Raw genomic sequence first — 16,930 nt, 5'->3', positions numbered from 1 at the left:
CCGGTCCATCGACCGGCGCGATTCCCCTACCAGGGCACGCGCCGGCGATGGGATACATGTTCGAGCGCGCTCAGGAAGTGCGGCGCCCAGTCAGCGATGTCCGTGGTCTCGAGTCGATCCCACATGGATTGCCAGCGTTGCTGGCGCTCCTCCAGCGGCATCGCGAGGGCTTGGCTCAGTGCGTTGGCGGTGCCATCCATGTCATAGGGATTGACCACCAGAGCGCCGTCAAGAACGCTGGCGGCGCCGGCGAAGCGCGAGATCACCAGCACGCCGGGATCCTCCGGGTCCTGCGCCGCCACATATTCCTTGGCGACGAGATTCATGCCATCGCGAAGGGGTGTCACGACCCCGACCTTGGCGACGCGATAAAGGCCCGCCAGTTCAAGCCGCGTATGGGAGCGGTTGACGTAACGGATCGGGGTCCAGTTCGCTTCGCCATAACGCCCGTTGACGCGACCAGCCGTCTCACCGAGGGCGCGCTGCATGGCCGCGTATTCCGGGATATCCCCGCGACTCCGTGGGGTGATCTGCAGGAAAGTGACGTGGCCCCGCCATTCCGGCGCTTTTTCCAGCATGCGCTCGAAGGCATCGAGCCGCTGCGTGAGCCCCTTGGAATAGTCGAGACGATCGACCCCCATGAGCATGGGCCGGCCGTTCAGGCTCTCCGCGACCTCGGTGACGAAACGCGAGCGGCTGGCGCGCTTGGCCATCTTGGCGAAGCCGAGCCTGTCGATACCCACGGGATAGACCCCAGTCCTGAGCTCGCGTCCGGCGACCGAGAAGACATGGTCCTTGCGGGCGAAGGCACCGAGTTCCTCGACCAGATAGCGGCCGAAGTTCACCGCGTCCCTCTCTGTCTGAAAGCCGACGAGGTCGCAGGCCGTCAGGGCATGGCCGATCTCGACATGGTTCGGCAGTGCGAGGAAGATGTCGGGCGAGGGCCAGGGAATATGCTGGAAGTAGCCGATGCGGTTGTTGATGCCGCGTGCTCGCAGCGCCTCCGCGAGTGGAATGAGATGGTAGTCGTGGATCCAGATGAGATCGTCCGGCTCGATATGCTTGATCAGCAAATCCGCGAAGTAGCTGTTGACCCGGCGGTAGCCGGCAAGATCACGCCGGGCAAATTCAGTCAGGTCCAGCCGGTAATGCAGCAGCGGCCATAGGGTTCGATTGGCGAAACCGTTGTAATATTCGCCGAAATCCTCGCTGGAAAGATCGCACAGGGCATAGGTAATCTTGCCATGTTCCACGAGCGTCGCGTCGGCTTGCGGCGCCCCGATCTTGCCGCTCCAGCCGAACCACAGGCCGCCCCTGTCGGCCAGGACATCGTTGAGCGCCACGGCCAGTCCACCCGCGGCGACCCCGCTTTTTTTCGTGGGGACACCGACACGGTTGGAAACGACCACCAGCTTGCTCAAAAGGCCTCCTCCCAGGATCGCGACAGTGACAAGGCGGCGTGAATAAGTCCCACCATCGAATAAGTTTGGGGGAAGTTACCCCAAAGCTCACCCGTCTCGACATGAATGCCTTCGGAGAGAAGGCCGAGACTATTCCGACGGCCGAGTACGTGCTTGAACAATTCGCGCGCTTCCGCCCCGCGGCCAATCTTGGCCAAAGCCTCGATGTACCACAGCGTACAGATCGTGAAGGCCGTCTCCGGCTTTCCGAAATCATCCTCTCCGGCATAACGGAAGAGATGGTTTCCGCGCTTGAGGCGCTTTCCGATCAGTTCGACTGTCGAACGGAAACGCGGATCATCCGCCCGCACAAGGCCGATATCCGCCAGAAGCAGCAAGGCTGCGTCAACATCCGTGCCACCGAATGACGAAACGAAGCTTTGCAGTTCCTCGTTCCACGCCTCCGCAAAAATTCTTGAGCGAAGCCGGTCGGCGTGCTCCCGCCAATAGGTCGCGCGGTCGGTGAGTTCGAGCTTCAGCGCGATGCGCGCCAGGCGATCGCAGGCGGCCCAGCACATGGCGGCCGAATGGGTGTGAACACTGGAAAGCGTCCGGTATTCCCACAGGCCGGCATCCGGTTCGTTCCAGAGGATAGCTGCCCGTTCTCCCAACGCCTCGAGGCGATAGAAAAGGTCGAGGTCCCCGCGGACATCCAGGCGTTCGTCGAAGAAGCACTGGGAGATCGCCAGGATCACCGAGCCATAGCCGTCGTTCTGGCGCTGGAGATAGGCTGCATTGCCGCGCCGGACGGGCCCGTAGCCGCGATATCCGGGCAACGCCTCCAGCGTATGTTCGTCGATCTTGGCTTCGAACTGCAGTCCGAACAGAGGTTGCAGTTCACGGTCAGCGCTGCGGGCCACCACATTGGCGACATAGCTGATGAAGTCTTCCATCGTCTTGGTCACGCCAAGACGATTGAGCGCGCGAACCGTGAAGAATGAATCGCGTAGCCAGCAGTAGCGATAATCCCAGGTGCGGCCGCTCGTTCCATATTCAGGGATCGAGGTGGTCAGGGCCGCGACGATGCCGCCGGTTTCCTCATAGGCGCAGAGCTTCAACGTGATGGCTGCGCGGATGACAACGTCCTGCCATTCGTAGGGAATGGCGAGATAGCGCACCCATTCCCGCCAGTACTGGGTCGTTTCCTCGAGGAAATGTCGGTAGACGGCGCCGGGCGCTTCGCTCAGGGTTTCATCGGAACCGAGCACGAAGGTGAGGGGCCTGTCGAGGACGAAGGCCACTTCATCCAGGATAAGGCCCGGCGAGGCATCCGTCGTCAACCGCAGTGTCTGCTCGCCGAGACGGAAGCGGATATGGTTCGATCCGCGCGTGATTTCCGGCGCGACCTGCCCAAAGTCCGCGCGCGGCTTGATGCGGATCGTCACCTGTGGAGCGCCGACGACGGGCTCGATCTGGCGCATGAGCATGGCCGGCCGGAAGACGCGCCCGCTGAATTTGAAACGGGGCGCGAAATCGACCACCCGGACGCGCGCGCCGTCGGCTGTCTCGATGAGCGTTTCAAGGATCGCGGTATTCGGGAGATAGCGCCGCTCGGTCTTGACGACATCCGCGATGTCGACCGAAAAAGCTCCGTCACCTTTGTCGATGCTGCCGAGCAGGGCATGAAAGACGGGGTCCCCATCAAGCCGGGGATAGCAGCACCAGACGATGCTGGCTTTGTCATCGATCAGCGCCGCCAGCGCGCTGTTGCCGATGACACCGAGATCGAGATTCGCGGGCAGGGGATCGTTGCCCGCTGCCGCCTGCGCGGGCTTGCTCAGTCCGTCTGATATCATGCAATCGCTCCGACCGGCTCCAGATTCTCGGCGCCGGCCAGAGCGATGAATTTCCGAACGCTGGCGGGATCGGGAAGGGACAGGTTGGCGCCCACTTCCTCCGCTGGCCGGCCAATAACGACCGCGATACCGCCCTTCTCGCGCGCGGCCGCAAAAGCATCCTCATCCGTGCGGTCATCGCCGAAGAAGACGGGCAGGCGACCGGCAAAGGGTTCCTCGCGCATGAAGGCCATCAGGGCAGAGCCCTTGTGGGCGCCTGTGGTGCGGAGCTCGACCACCGCCTTGCCCGGCAGGACATCAAGCATCCCATCGCTGGCATCGGCGAGGCGAGTCAGGAGCCGCTTCACCGGCAGGCGCTGCTCGGGCGCGGCGCGATAATGCAAGGCGATGGAGAGATTCTTGTCCTCGACAAGGACGCCTGTCATGTCGTCGAGCGCTGCCATGATCGTGGCCCGCGCCGCTTCCAGCATCGGTGGGGCCTCGATACGCCGCAGAGCGCCACTGGCATCGCGCCGCTCAAGGCCATGCAAGCCGCCGATGGGGGTTACCGCGTTCTCGAAGCGCCCGTCGAGCCATTCGATGGACCGCCCGCTGAGGAGAGCGAGCGCGTCGCCGTAGCGGCTGGAAAGGCGCCGCAAGCCCTCCGGCAGGTCCGCGGGAACCTCGACGGCATCGGGCGACATGGCGATCTCGATCAGCGTGCCGTCGACATCGAAGAAGAGGGCGTAGTCGGTCGGACTTTCGACAACGGTCCGCAGCAGCGACGACGCCGCGACAGAATCATTGTCTGTTCTGTTCTCTCCAGACACCATACTCATCCCGGCTCCATCCGGGGCCGGCTCCGGGCTTGGAAGCGTGAAAGTCAAGCCTTTCGGCGCAGGCGAACGATGACGTCCACGCGCGCGACCTCCATACCGGGAGGCGGCTCGGGCAGATCGCTGACCGCGACGGCAGGCGCCGGGATATCCATGAGCGTGTCGTCCCCCTCCAGAAAGAAGTGGTGATGGTCGGACACGTTGGTATCGAAATAGGTCTTCGATCCATCGACCGCGAGTTCCCGCAGGAGGCCAGCCTCGGTGAACTGGTGGAGAGTGTTGTAGACGGTGGCCAGCGACACCGGCACGCGGGCAAGTGTCGCCTCCTCATAGAGCATTTCGGCGGACACGTGCCGATCACCCTTGGCGAAAAGCAGCCAGCCCAACGAGATGCGCTGGCGCGTCGGGCGCAGACCCGCCTTGCGCAGATGCTCACGCAAGTCATGGACGGGGCAGCCCTTCCGCAGTGACGGGTCTGCGAGAGTTCCGCCGGCGCGTGTCGAGGTCTCAACCGATTCGCGCGCTACGCGGACCTGTACGGTGTCCGTCATCGTTCCACTTTCCAGATCTCAAGGGCCAACTCTGTCTATCACCTTATAACAATAAGAACTTTAGGCTTTCGCCGCAACCCGCGCGACCCGGGAAGGGCCGATCAAATGTCCGGCAGCCCTGGCTGTGGCGATCCAGCACCGAACTGTTACGTTGCTCGCGGACAACGACATTCGGCGCTGGAAAACCCCCACAACCGCTCATTGCGGGATTGGCAGTCAAGCATCCTGCGCTAAAACGCTGCAGCCCCGCTTTCGGCCATCAAGGCTGTATGTTACGACATCGTTGAATGAGCCGGCTCCGAACGAGCCAGCCAAACATGACGAAATGATGAAGAGGTTGCCTGAAGGATATGGAGCGGCAGTCCAGTTTTAACTACGAGGAGCTTCTGGCTTGCGGCCGCGGCGAGATGTTCGGCCCTGGCAATGCGCAGCTGCCTCTGCCGCCGATGCTGATGTTCGATCGGATCTCGGAGATCGCGGAAACCGGTGGAGCTTCGGGCAAGGGCTTGGTGCGCGCCGAGCTGGATGTCAGGCCGGATCTCTGGTTCTTTCCATGCCATTTCAAGGGCGACCCCGTGATGCCGGGCTGCCTTGGGCTCGATGCCCTTTGGCAACTCGTCGGCTTTTACCTCGGTTGGCTCGGTGCGCCGGGGCGCGGACGCGCGCTTGGCGTTGGCGAGGTGAAATTCGTCGATCAGGTGCTGCCGAGCGTGAAGAAGGTTGTTTATGGAATCGACCTGAAGCGCGTTTTTCGCTCCAAGCTGGTTCTGGGCATCGCCGATGGCTGGCTGGAAGCGGACGGCAAGCGCATCTATCTCGCGCAGGATCTGCGTGTTGGTTTGTTCCAGGTCCAGGCGGACGCCCAGGGCGGCTGACCCGTGTCACGCGCGCCGCGTCGTAGCCGGCTGATAGAAGAGGCTGGACTTGGCGGCGCCGAGTGGCCATATCGCGGGGCAGAAATGGCCGCGAGGTCGAAGGCAAGGCAGAGGATATTGCGATGAAACGCGTTGTGGTGACGGGGATGGGCATCGTCTCGTCCATCGGCAACAACACGCAGGAGGTGCTTGCATCGCTGCGCGAGGCACGCTCCGGCATCGTCTTTGCGGACGACTACGCCAAACTCGGTTTCCGCTGCCAGGTTCATGGCGCGCCGACGATGGATCCCGCGGAGGTGGTCGATCGGCGGGCCATGCGCTTCCTCGGCGAAGGGGCTGCCTGGAACCACGTGGCCATGGAGCAGGCGATCCTCGATTCCGGGCTGGCACCGGACGAGGTCTCCAACATCCGCACCGGCATCATCATGGGCTCCGGCGGCCCGTCAACACGCACGCTCGTCGAGGCGGCCGACACCGCGCGCACCAAGGGCCCGAAGCGCATCGGACCGTTCGCGGTGCCGAAGGCCATGTCCTCGACGGCTTCCGCGACGCTCGCGACCTGGTTCAAGATCAAGGGCGTCAACTATTCGATCTCCTCGGCCTGCGCGACCTCGAACCACTGCATAGGCAATGCCTATGAGACCATCCAGATGGGCAAGCAGGACGTGGTCTTCGCGGGTGGATGCGAGGAGCTCGACTGGAGCCTGTCGATGCTGTTCGACGCCATGGGCGCCATGTCGTCGAAGTACAACGACCGCCCGCAGGTCGCGTCACGCGCCTATGACAAAAACCGCGACGGTTTTGTCATCGCCGGCGGCGCGGGCGTGCTTGTCCTCGAGGAGCTCGAGCACGCGAGAGCCCGCGGTGCCAAGATTTATGCCGAAATCGTCGGTTACGGCGCCACGTCTGACGGCTACGACATGGTCGCGCCCTCAGGCGAAGGCGCGGTGCGCTGCATGCGTATGGCCCTGGACGGTGTGAGGGTGCCGGTCGACTACATCAACCCGCACGCCACTTCGACGCCTGTCGGCGACGAGAAGGAGATCGAGGCTATCCGCGAGGTGTTCGGCGACAAATGTCCCCCCATCTCGGCGACGAAGTCCCTCACCGGCCATTCCCTCGGCGCCACGGGCGTGCAGGAGGCGATCTATTCGCTTCTCATGATGAACAACGGCTTCATCTGCGAGAGCGCCAATATCGAGGAAATCGATCCGCTCTTCGCTGACATGCCGATCGTCCGGAAACGGATCGACGATGCGAAGCTCGGCTGCGTGCTGTCGAACTCCTTCGGTTTCGGCGGCACCAACGCGACGATCGTCATGAAGCATGTCGATCTCTGATGAGAGGTGGTGCCGCGCATGGGTCTCAACCGACGTGGCGCCTGTGGACATCGGTTTTCAGATCAAGATTAGCGAGCGGCAGGTGGCGTAGTATCAGCTGAGCCGCCGCTCTTGTCTTGCGTTTCAGGCTAACTGTCCGCCGCGGCCGCGCGATGCGATCCGTTGCGGGATAGCCAAAGAAGCTGGCGGCCCCCTGTGGCTGCCACGGTTGGGCCTTACTCGGTAACAAGGACGTCAGGAATGGTCACCACGGGACTGATGCAGGGAAAACGCGGTCTCGTGATGGGCGTTGCCAACGACCATTCCATCGCCTGGGGCATCGCCAAGGCCTTGAGCGACCACGGCGCCGAGCTCGCGTTCACCTACCAGGGCGATTCGCTCCGCAAGCGCGTCGCGCCGCTCGCCGAATCGGTGGGGTCGTCGCTCGTCATCCCCTGCGACGTCGAGGATCTCGCATCGGTGGATTCGGTCTTCGCGACCCTCAAGGAGACCTGGGGAGCGCTTGACTTCATCGTCCACGCGATCGCCTTTTCCGACAAGTCGGAACTCAAGGGGCGTTACGCGGATACCTCGCGGGAGAATTTCTCACGCACGATGCTGATTTCCTGCTTCTCCTTCACGGAGATCGCCAAGCGCGCCGCGGCGCTCATGCCGAACGGCGGCTCGATGCTCACCTTGACCTACGGCGGGTCGACGCGCGTGATGCCGAACTACAACGTGATGGGCGTCGCGAAGGCCGCGCTGGAAGCAGGCGTACGCTACCTCGCCGGTGACTTCGGCGCGGAGGGCATCCGCGTCAATGCCATATCGGCTGGACCGGTTCGGACCTTGGCGGGGGCGGGCATCGCGGACGCGCGGTTGATGTTCAATTATCAGCGCGCCCACGCGCCGCTCCGCCGCACGGTCACCATCGAGGAGGTCGGCGGCGCCGCCGTCTATCTTCTGTCGGACCTGTCAACCGGTGTGACGGGCGAGATTCACTACGTGGATTCCGGCTACAACATCATCTCCATGCCGCGCCCTGAAGTGCTCAAGGCGCAGGAAGTCGCGGAAACGGTGGCCGAGGCGGTGGCGGGCGAGACCGTCAAGGCGGGCTGAGCCGACGCGCTAAGGCACCAGCCATGCGACCAGAAGCGATGTGGTTATCACCGAACCGAGCGTGGTGAGCAGGATCGCGCGTGAGGTCACGCCGGCGTCCAGCCTGTAATATTTGGCGAGCATGAACGGGCCGGTGCCGATGGGCAGGGCGCTCAAGAGGAGCGCCGTGCTCGCCCAGATATGGGGCAGTTCAAAGACACGGAAAGCCAGGAAGCCGGTGACGGCCGGCTGGACGAACAGCTTGAGCAGGACGACGCTCCACACGCCGCCATGCGGAACGGCTGTCTGCCTCTCCGCGAGAAACAGGCCGATCGTGACAAGCGCGCAGGGGCTCGCCGAGGCGCCGAGCAGTTCGAGAAAGCGGTCGATCGCGACGGGCAAGCCAATTCCTGATGCGGAATAGGCGGCGCCCAGAACGGGCGAGAGCATCAGCGGGTTCTTCAAAAGGCCCCAGGCCACCTTGGCCAGCGCATGGACAAGGTTGGGCGTTGCCGCGCGGTCCATCTCGATGAAGACGATCGCGATGCCGAAGATGATACATGTCGTCATCAGCATGGCGACGGCCGCCGCCGGCAGGCTCGGCGCGCCGAAGGCCATCAGGGCGAGCGGCAGCCCCATATAGCCAGTGTTGGGATAGGACGCGGCGAGCGCGTTGACGGCGCGGTCGGCGAGGCTGGCGCGGGACCGCATCGAGAACAGCATCATCAGGGCGAAGGTGGCGATCATGCCGCCGCCGAAGGAGAGGATGTACGGCCCATTGCCGAGCATCGCCCAATCGGTCTGGACCATCGCGCGGAAGAGCATGGCGGGCAGCGCGAGATAGATGACGTAGCGATTGAGCACGTCGGTCGATTGCGGCGCCAGGATATTGACCCTGGCGGCGCCGAAACCGAGGGCGATCAACGCGAACACCGGAAAGACCGTAGCCAGAACCGTCTGCAAACGCTGGGCTCCACATGAACGCAGCGGAGCGGCTCTCCGGCGGCAACCCCTTGCGGAGCCACCGCGCGCGATATCGGAAGAGCATCGTCTTGAACAGACCCCGGCCGCGAGGGCAACGCGACGTCTCTACGCGATCACGCGGAGCCCGGCCAGTGCAGCGCGCGCAAAGCCGTCGCGACGTCAGCTCATGCTGGGCCACCTCTGGCAACCCCTCGAGAGATATCAGCGCGACCGCGGCGTGCGCTGCACCCGGCATTTCAGGTCTTCAGACAGGCGAAGGGTCGGTCGAACGACCGCAGGGCCTGAATCCACTGGGCGAAGGCGGCCTCGACGCCGTTGACCATCGCGGCGACGCTGAAGTTCTCCTCATACCGCTTGCGCCCGGCACGCCCCATGCGTTCGCGATCATGGGGTGACAAGGCCAGCTGGACCACCGCGTCGATGAAATCCTCCATGTCGTCGGGATTGACGAGAAGCCCCGTCTCGCCCGGCACGACGATGTCAGCACCTCCGCCCCGCGCGCCGGCGATCACGGCCTTGCCGTGCATCATGGCCTCGACATAGACGAGCCCGAAGGATTCATAACGCGATGGCGCGAGGATGAAATCCGCGCGCTCGTACCAGGCGCGCAGTTCGTCCGCCGGCACGTTTCCGCAGAACGTGACGCGCGTCTGTATCTCAGGATCGGCCTTCGCGAGAAAGCGCTGTCGAAGGGTCGCGCCGGTCTGGTCTATGGGCACATCCTCACCCACAAACACGAGATCGAGGTTTGGCGCGGCATCCAGCAGATGCGGGGCGGCGGCGAGCAGCGCATCGACACCCTTGCGAGGCTCCAGCCGGCCGATGAAGACCGCCGTGATGCGACCATTGTCGTTCGACGGCAGCGGAGACTGGCGGCGGCGATCGGGCACGCCGTGCGGCACGATGGTCGCACGTTGTCCGAGGAGCCCGGGGAGTTTGTACACACGCTCCAGGTCCCGGATGATAGGGGTCGAATTGGACAGAAGAAACGGGGCATTGGCCAGGATCCAGCGCTCGGCGGCGACCACCTCGTCGAGCATCGTCTGCTGGATGACATCTCCGCCTTGCCAGTCCGGCTTGTGAGGTCGCGCCAGGCCATAGGTGGTGTGGAGCGACACGGCGGTCGGCAAAAGACCGCTCGTCAGGCAGGCGAAAGGTTCGAGATCCCAGATCGGCCCGGAGACAAGGTCGAGCCCGCGCAGTGAATGGATGCGCATGGCCTCGTCGAAACAGCGTACCGAGCGCTGCTCCAGATGCCGCACCGCGGATGGCAGTTTCAGCCGCGAGGGGGTAATGGTGCGACGGTGGGTCAGCCGATGCACGAAGACACCATGCTCGAAGTCCACACTTTCACTGTGGCCTGGCGCGGCATCGGCGATCACGGAGATCTCATGGCCTTCGGCGGCGAGCCCTTCGGCCAGCGTTTGAGTCCAGTTGCCGATGCCACCCATGGGGCCGGACGTATATTGCTGCGAGAGCAGGCAGATCCTGAGCCTGTCGCTGTTGAACCGCAGCCGGCTTGGCCTGAACACCATGGGGGCGGCCGCTGGAGACGTCAGCGGGGTGAGGGGCGGCCGCGCCGCCGCGGCCCGGCCATCGGCTTCCCCTTGCGTGAGATCCGTGACGAGCGAAGCCTTCCTGGCCAGATCGATATGGCCTTCGCGGGCGAGCAGCGCGATATCCCGGCTGCGATCCCGCCGGAAGCGGATGAGACGCTTCTCCACAGTCGCGGGATCGACATGATCCTGACCGTGGCGCAGGGCAAAATAATGCGTGCTGCGCGAAATGGCGTAAAGCGACTGCGGTATGCGCGCGGCGTTGCGGATGTGGCTCGGCGCGTATTTGTGATGCACCTCCGCCTGGGGGACCGCGACATTGCGATAGCCCGCGTCCATGATGCGGAAATTGAGGTCGGTTTCCTCCAGGAGGTAGCGATAATTCTCGTCGAAACCACCGAGCTCGACGATGAGGTCGCGTCTGAAGGCCACGTTGGCGCCGGTCGACGACAGCACGCGGTCTGCTCCGGGTCGCTGATCCAGATTGGCTGACTGCTCGCTCATGAACGTCTCGAGGCGGCCCGTTCGGTCGCAGGTCACGACGCGCACCTGGAAGCCGACACCCGTGTGATCGCGGATGAAGCCGCCGGCTGCCCCCACCTGCGGATCCTCGAACGGCCTGATGAGCGCTTCGAGCCATGTGGGCTCGGGGATGGCGTCGTCGTCGAGGAAAGCGACGATCTCGCCGCAGGCGAGGCCGACACCGATATTGCGGGACGCCGAGAGATTGGCGGTGTCGCAGCGGGCGACCCGGATGCTGTCACCATAGGCCGCGAGGATCGCATCCGTGCCGTCCTCGGACGGGCCGTTGACGACGATGACCTCGAAATTCGCGTAACGCTGCAGCTTGAGCGCCGCCAGGGTATTCGCCAGATAGGCGGCGCGGTTCAGGGTATTTATGATCACGCTGACGGTGGGAAGTTCATGCCTATGCATCACGACTCTCGCATTTCAATGATGAGGTCGACGGTTGGCCAGGCGCCGGCCATTCCGCGCCGCAGTCCGATAAGCCGGCAGCCCTGACGCTCGAAGATCTCGAGCACGATCTGGGGTGAGAGCTGCCGTGCCTCGGCGCCCGCTCCGGTTTCCCGGGGAGCGGCGAGGAACAGCGACAGCCGATCGAGGAGTCGCAGGCACAGCACGGCCCGATCGCGCATGGCGTTGCCGAGCGCCTGGGCGAGCGCGCGCACGGCTTCCGGCGTTTCGCATCCTGACAGCGGGATCGTCGCGGCCGAGAGCGCCGCTGGTGCGCAGGCGGCGATCTGGGCCATCAGCGTGGAGCGATCCGTGGTGTTGAGATCGAGTGCTATCTGTTGTGGAGCACTCGTTTCATCGCGCGCGAGAATGGCGGCCACTGGCGTCGCCAGGGGTTCGATCGGCCTTGTATCGCGGAGCAAACGGGGTGCGTCGCCCGTTTGCTCCGCCTTGAGGGCGGCGACCATGACCGCGAGCTGATCGAGGTCGGCGCGCAGTGTTTGGACGGATGCGCCGACGACATGCAGCTCATCGGCCAGCCCGTCGAAGCTTCGCGGGGCGGGCAGAAATATCGCCTTGCAGAGCCTGACGACGCCGGTCACGGCCAGACCAGCCAACGGAATGCGGCGGATGAGGCGGTAAAGCCGCTTCATGGTGTCGGTGGCTGTACTCATACGAGCACTCCCCGGTTTGCCGTGGAGCGCGGCGGATGTCCGCAGAGCAGGGCATCGACGCTGGCGATGGAAGCCTCGTTCCAGGCGCTCATGTAGGTCGTAAGCTTTGGAAAAAGTTCGTCCGTCGCGGCCAGGGCATCACGTATCTTGCCGGCTAGATAATGCGGTTGGCCCGGTCGATCGGCGACGTAAGCGGCCCGCAGATCCGGATGGTCGCGAAACAGGTGGCAGGAGGGGCCGATCAGGCAGGGCACGCCCTCGGCTAAACTCTCGAGAGGCAACATGGGCAGGCATTCCGAGGTCGTGATGGAAAGGGTGATCGCCGTCTTTCGCAGGGCCGCCTTGAGGTCCTCGGGCGCCAGTGGCTCGGGAGAGATGTCGCCTGCGCTGAGGCCAAGCTCCTCGATCAAGGCCAGGGCGCGGTTGTCGAAACCAGCACCGCTGACTGTCACATGGCGGAGTTCGGAGAGGGCGAGCAGCGTGGCATAAGGCAGCTTGCGATAGTGCGACGAGCCGGACAGCCAGATGCCGGCGGCATCGTGCGCGGTGGTCGGACGGACGGTGGCTGGGTCGACGGCGATGCGATTCTGAACGAAGGTCGCATTGAAGCCGAGTGAGCGCAGGAAACCGTCGAGTCCTCGCTTCACCACCCCGATGCGGCGGATATGGCCGGTACTGGCCGCGTCGAGCCACATGCGCAGCAAACCCCAATCCGCGGGCTCACCCATTTGCAGAAAGCTCGAATGCCAAAGCAGGTCGGTCTCGATAGGACGCCGGCGGTGAATGGCTTCGAGCAGTCTGCGCATGGAGGGATCGCAACCCGACATCACCAGCCTGTCGATGGGCAGATAGGCTATGCGTGCGGCACAGGTCTCGATCTCCGCCGCCGAGAGATCCTCTGGATGGCTGTCATCGACGGGAATGGGCAAGGAGCGATTGAAGAGATTGACGGTGGAGGCCGCTGGTCCGCGCCATCGCGGCGTATAGAGAGCCAGCGTGACCGCCTGGGCGTCGGAATGGGTGGGCGCGGCCATCGCTGTTGCGATGTGGCGATCAAGGGCACTTTCCAATGCCTTGAGGCGCAGATGACGCGCGCTCGTTCGGCGCTGGCTGGTCCGTGCCGTGCGCCGCGCCGCGCCAATGCTCACCGGGCGGGCCGTATCGTCGTCGAGCGTGGCGGTCAGTGGCGGGGCATCGGCCGCCTCGACACGGACCAGGCCCGCATGGGGATGGCTCAGCAGCTCCACCTCGCCCCCTGTGAAAGGCAAATGCAGCACGTCTCCGGCCACGAGGCGAATGGCGAGGGGGACGCGGACGCCGTGGCCGATGCGCAGGTTACGGATGCGCTCGCCGCCGGTCGGCAGGGCTAGCGCCGCGAGATCGACCGGCTTGCCAAGCGCGGTGGTGGCGCCGGTGACGATGACCGGTTCGTCTGGCAGCCAGCGTGCCAGGAGCGACGGCACAGGCATGACGAGGGTCTCGTCAGGCGCCGGACGCATTGCTCGCGCCACCTTCAGGCTGGCCAGCGACGCTGGAGGAACCGCGCGTCCCGGTAAGCGCCTGGTGAAGCGGCGGATAAGGGAAAGGGGGCCGGTCATCGTCAGGCCGCCGGCGCTATCAGGAAGCGAGAGACCGCGTCCGTCGTGATGAGACTGGTTTGCGCGGCCTGCTGGATGCTGTCGTGCAGCATCGCCCATTGTGCGTGGTAGTTGCGCGCGAGCGAACACAACATCGCGCCGAATTCGTCAGCCTGGTCCCAGTAAGGGGAGCTCATCGTCCCGACGACCGTCTCGGGCAGCGGGACCGCGCCGGGCCCGACAAGGACAAGTCCGCCCTGATCCAGAACGACCAGCGCCTCCAGATCAACGACACCGTCTGGAAAGGGCGCAACATAAACGACAGGCGTGCCGGCAAGCCGCGCGAGCGCATCCTCGATAGCGAGATACGGGAGGAGCCGCTTTCCCAGTCCGAAGGATTTCAGCAGCGCCGTCAGATGGCCCAGCTCCTCGGGGACGAAAATAGCCCCGACGCGGTCGCCGACCTCCGCCGCCGCGATGGCGGCCGTCGCGGCGATGTGGCCATGGGAGGGCGTCTCTCCAGTACCGCGCCCGATGAGGAGAGCGACACGCCCCATGCGCGGCCGCCTGCGCGCCGTCGCGGGCTTGAGTCGGCACGGTATGGCCGAGCCGCCGAGAGCGGTGACGATCCCCGTCAGCGCATCGTCGATGGTGAGGAGTTTGAACCGACCGGCGGCGCGCCGCTGCAAGGCGACGAGATCGCGTAGGGCGTTCCAGCCGCCGGACTGCCAGCAGATCCCTGAATTGAGAATGTAAAGGACGTCGACCCCGGGAACACGCTGGACCAGGGCTCCAGCGACGCTTCGCGCCAGGGGGCCGTCCATCAGAACGGCGCTGGAGAGTTCGGCGCTGCGAAGGCACGCTTCGACGAGCCGCGCACTCTCATCACCATCAGTCAACGTGCTGAGATCGAGATGGATGCGCGCGGCTGGCACGGGGGACGCCAGATGACGGCTCAGGGCGCGTCCACCGATACCTTCGACGATGTGGCAAGCGGAGGCGGGTTCCGCAATGGGATCCTGGCTCGTTAGCGCTGTAACGACATCCGGGCTTTGCTCCACGGCGGCGATAACCGGATCGCTGGCGGCTTCGGCCGGGGCCAACTCAGCTTGGGCCAACTCAGCTTGGGCCAGTTCAGCCAAGGCCAGGCGACGCCGGCTTGAGCGCGGCACTTTCTCTGTTTTGGTCGCACGCCGCTCCGATCGAGGCGTGCACGCTGAAGGCTCGCGAGCAACCACGGCAATCTCATTTTAGGAATGAATAAAAAATGAATAAATAAGGTAACGGTATATGCAATCGAGGTTAATATACTGCTAATAGTGAAGAAAAAAATCAATATAGTTCTTCATTTATTTCGGTGATGGGTTCTAAGTTTAATTTATAATCAATCGTACTTCTTACAAAGTGGCGCCTGATGAATCGAAATTGATATCTTGCGCGATAGATGAGAAGAGGGAAAAGTCGTATATCGATAGCAATTCTCTGATCTTAGGCGTTTTATGGAACCCTTGCGCGCTGAGGGCGCTTGCGAAATGCGCGGGCGGTGTGGCGTATCGTGCCGGTCGAGCGAGGCAAGTGGCGCCTTGCGAACATTGCAAGGCTGGCTTATGTCGCGCGCTGGTGTCGATGGAGCTTTCGACGTCAGGCGCGATCCTGCCATCGCACGCATTCTTCGCCCGGGTTCAGAAATCCTGGTGGAAAATGCCTGCGTTTCATGATGCCCTTGCGGGGGTTGTGGGCTTCGCCCGCGACCTTCGCCCGGCGACGATCTTATCGAGCCGGGTGCGAACGAGAAATTGAGGTTGTGAGATTGACCCGCGATACGAATGGACCGAACGCAACGCCTGGGGCTGCGGATACGGATGGCTCAAGTGGCGGCAACGCCATGTGGGGCGGGCGATTTTCCACCTCGCCGAGCGCGCTGATGGAGGCGATCAACGTCTCGATCGGGTTCGACAAGCGCCTCGCCGGCGAGGATATCACGGGCTCCCTTGCCCATAGCGACATGCTTGCCGCGACGGGCATCATCACCGAGGCGGATCGCGACGCGATCCATGCGGGTCTCGAGGCCGTCCGTGAGGAGATCACCGAGGGGCGCTTCGCCTTTTCCACGGCCCTCGAAGACATTCATATGAATGTCGAGGCGCGGCTGCGCGAGATCGCCGGGCCGGCGGCCGGCCGGCTGCATACCGCGCGGAGCCGCAATGACCAGGTTGCGACCGACATCCGCCTGTTCGTGCGTGACGCGCATGATCGCGCCGACGCCGGCTTCACCGTGTTGATGCGCGCCCTTGTCACGCAGGCAGAGCGCCATGTGGCGACGGTGATGCCCGGCTTCACGCATCTCCAAAGCGCCCAGCCGGTGACGTTCGGACACCATCTCATGGCTTACGTCGAGATGATCGGACGCGACCGAAGCCGCATGCGCGATTCCCGGAAGCGGCTGAACGAATGCCCCCTGGGCGCGGCTGCTCTCGCGGGCACATCCTTCCCCATCGACAGGCACATGACGGCGAAGGCGCTCGGCTTTGACGGGCCGACGCGCAATTCGCTGGATTCGGTGTCGGACCGGGATTCCCTTCTGGAATACATGACGGTTGCCGCGATTGCCGCCGTCCACCTGTCGCGCCTCGCCGAGGAGCTCGTGGTGTGGATGACGCCGCAGTTCGCCTTCGTGCGTCTTTCGGACCGCTGGACGACGGGCTCCAGCATCATGCCGCAGAAGAAGAACCCCGACGCGGCCGAGCTCGTGCGCGCCAAGACGGGACGCATCTTCGGCGCGCTGATGGGCCTCCTCACCGTGATGAAGGGGCTGCCGCTCGCCTATTCCAAGGATATGCAGGAAGATAAGGAACGGCTGTTCGATGCGGTCGATACCCTCGAACTCGCGCTGGCGGCTACGGCCGGAATGATCGAGGATCTTACCGTCGACGAAGGCCGCATGGCCGCCGCCGCCGGTGCTGGCTTTTCCACCGCCACGGACCTCGCCGATTGGCTGGTGCGCGCGCTCGACATGCCCTTCCGCGATGCCCACCACGTCACCGGCCGGCTGGTGGCGGAAGCCGAACGGCAGAGCGTCGACCTGGAGGATCTGCCTCTCAAGGCCTTCACGGCGGTTGAGCCGCGCATAACCGCAGCGGTCTATGACGTGCTCGGGGTCGATAATTCGGTGAAATCGCGTACCAGCTTTGGCGGCACGGCTCCTGCCCGTGTGGCCGAGCAGATCGCCTGGTGGAAGAGCAAACTCTGA

Annotated in this window: 13 protein-coding genes; 4 read left to right on the top strand and 9 right to left on the bottom strand. The window is 64.0% G+C overall.

Features of this window, described 5'->3' with window-relative positions; genetic code table 11:
* Positions 1 to 26: 26 nt before the first annotated feature.
* The 4 genes from otsA to irrA are packed head-to-tail and all read right to left on the bottom strand — an operon-like array spanning position 27 to position 4,622.
* On the bottom strand, positions 27 to 1,421 hold the full coding sequence (otsA, locus tag KIO74_RS15085) for an alpha,alpha-trehalose-phosphate synthase (UDP-forming) (protein WP_213332657.1): 1,395 nt from the start codon (positions 1,419 to 1,421) through the stop codon (positions 27 to 29).
* The gene (locus KIO74_RS15080) at positions 1,418 to 3,256 is read right to left on the bottom strand and encodes a glycoside hydrolase family 15 protein (RefSeq protein WP_213332656.1); all 1,839 of its coding nucleotides are present in this window, start codon (positions 3,254 to 3,256) and stop codon (positions 1,418 to 1,420) included. Before KIO74_RS15080 ends, otsA begins: the two co-directional genes overlap by 4 nt.
* Complete coding sequence (gene otsB / locus KIO74_RS15075) at positions 3,253 to 4,074, bottom strand: trehalose-phosphatase (RefSeq protein ID WP_213332655.1); 822 nt, start codon at positions 4,072 to 4,074, stop codon at positions 3,253 to 3,255. Before otsB ends, KIO74_RS15080 begins: the two co-directional genes overlap by 4 nt.
* 44 nt (positions 4,075 to 4,118) lie before the next feature.
* A complete protein-coding gene (irrA, locus tag KIO74_RS15070; RefSeq protein ID WP_213332654.1) occupies positions 4,119 to 4,622 on the bottom strand; it encodes an iron response transcriptional regulator IrrA in 504 nt (167 codons plus the stop codon).
* Between the two features lie 350 nt (positions 4,623 to 4,972).
* Here irrA and fabA point away from each other — a divergent pair, with 350 nt between their 5' ends.
* The 3 genes from fabA (at position 4,973) to fabI (ending at position 7,935) form a co-directional block, all read left to right on the top strand.
* Positions 4,973 to 5,497, top strand: coding sequence for a 3-hydroxyacyl-[acyl-carrier-protein] dehydratase FabA (gene fabA, locus KIO74_RS15065; protein WP_213332653.1), 525 nt, complete (start codon positions 4,973 to 4,975; stop codon positions 5,495 to 5,497).
* 122 nt (positions 5,498 to 5,619) lie between these two features.
* Entirely contained in the window at positions 5,620 to 6,837 is a 1,218-nt protein-coding gene (gene fabB / locus KIO74_RS15060; RefSeq protein WP_213332652.1) for a beta-ketoacyl-ACP synthase I, read from the top strand.
* A gap of 240 nt (positions 6,838 to 7,077) precedes the next feature.
* Positions 7,078 to 7,935, top strand: coding sequence for an enoyl-ACP reductase FabI (gene fabI / locus KIO74_RS15055; protein WP_249731003.1), 858 nt, complete (start codon positions 7,078 to 7,080; stop codon positions 7,933 to 7,935).
* Between the two features lie 9 nt (positions 7,936 to 7,944).
* Here fabI and KIO74_RS15050 read toward each other — a convergent pair whose 3' ends face one another.
* From KIO74_RS15050 to KIO74_RS15030, 5 genes are all read right to left on the bottom strand, one after another.
* Positions 7,945 to 8,877 (bottom strand): AEC family transporter, encoded by a 933-nt coding sequence (locus tag KIO74_RS15050; RefSeq protein WP_213332651.1) that lies wholly within the window; start codon positions 8,875 to 8,877, stop codon positions 7,945 to 7,947.
* Positions 8,878 to 9,134: 257 nt separating this feature from the next.
* Positions 9,135 to 11,390, bottom strand: a complete 2,256-nt coding sequence (locus tag KIO74_RS15045) for a glycosyltransferase (protein ID WP_213332650.1) — start codon at positions 11,388 to 11,390, stop codon at positions 9,135 to 9,137.
* Positions 11,390 to 12,103 (bottom strand): hypothetical protein, encoded by a 714-nt coding sequence (locus KIO74_RS15040; RefSeq protein WP_213332649.1) that lies wholly within the window; start codon positions 12,101 to 12,103, stop codon positions 11,390 to 11,392. The genes KIO74_RS15045 and KIO74_RS15040 overlap by 1 nt, the downstream gene beginning before the upstream one ends.
* Complete coding sequence (locus KIO74_RS15035; RefSeq protein ID WP_213332648.1) at positions 12,100 to 13,602, bottom strand: glycosyltransferase family protein; 1,503 nt, start codon at positions 13,600 to 13,602, stop codon at positions 12,100 to 12,102. The genes KIO74_RS15040 and KIO74_RS15035 overlap by 4 nt, the downstream gene beginning before the upstream one ends.
* A 101-nt stretch (positions 13,603 to 13,703) precedes the next feature.
* A complete protein-coding gene (locus KIO74_RS15030) occupies positions 13,704 to 14,822 on the bottom strand; it encodes a hypothetical protein (RefSeq protein WP_213332647.1) in 1,119 nt (372 codons plus the stop codon).
* 743 nt (positions 14,823 to 15,565) lie between these two features.
* Between KIO74_RS15030 and argH the strand changes: the two genes are divergently transcribed.
* Positions 15,566 to 16,930: an argininosuccinate lyase gene (gene argH, locus KIO74_RS15025; protein ID WP_213335346.1), complete on the top strand. Its 1,365-nt coding sequence runs from the start codon at positions 15,566 to 15,568 to the stop codon at positions 16,928 to 16,930.

The sequence above is a fragment of the Chelatococcus sp. HY11 genome (assembly GCF_018398335.1).
In the GTDB taxonomy this organism is placed as follows: Bacteria; Pseudomonadota; Alphaproteobacteria; order Rhizobiales; family Beijerinckiaceae; genus Chelatococcus.
This window is presented reverse-complemented; position numbering and strand designations above follow the sequence as displayed.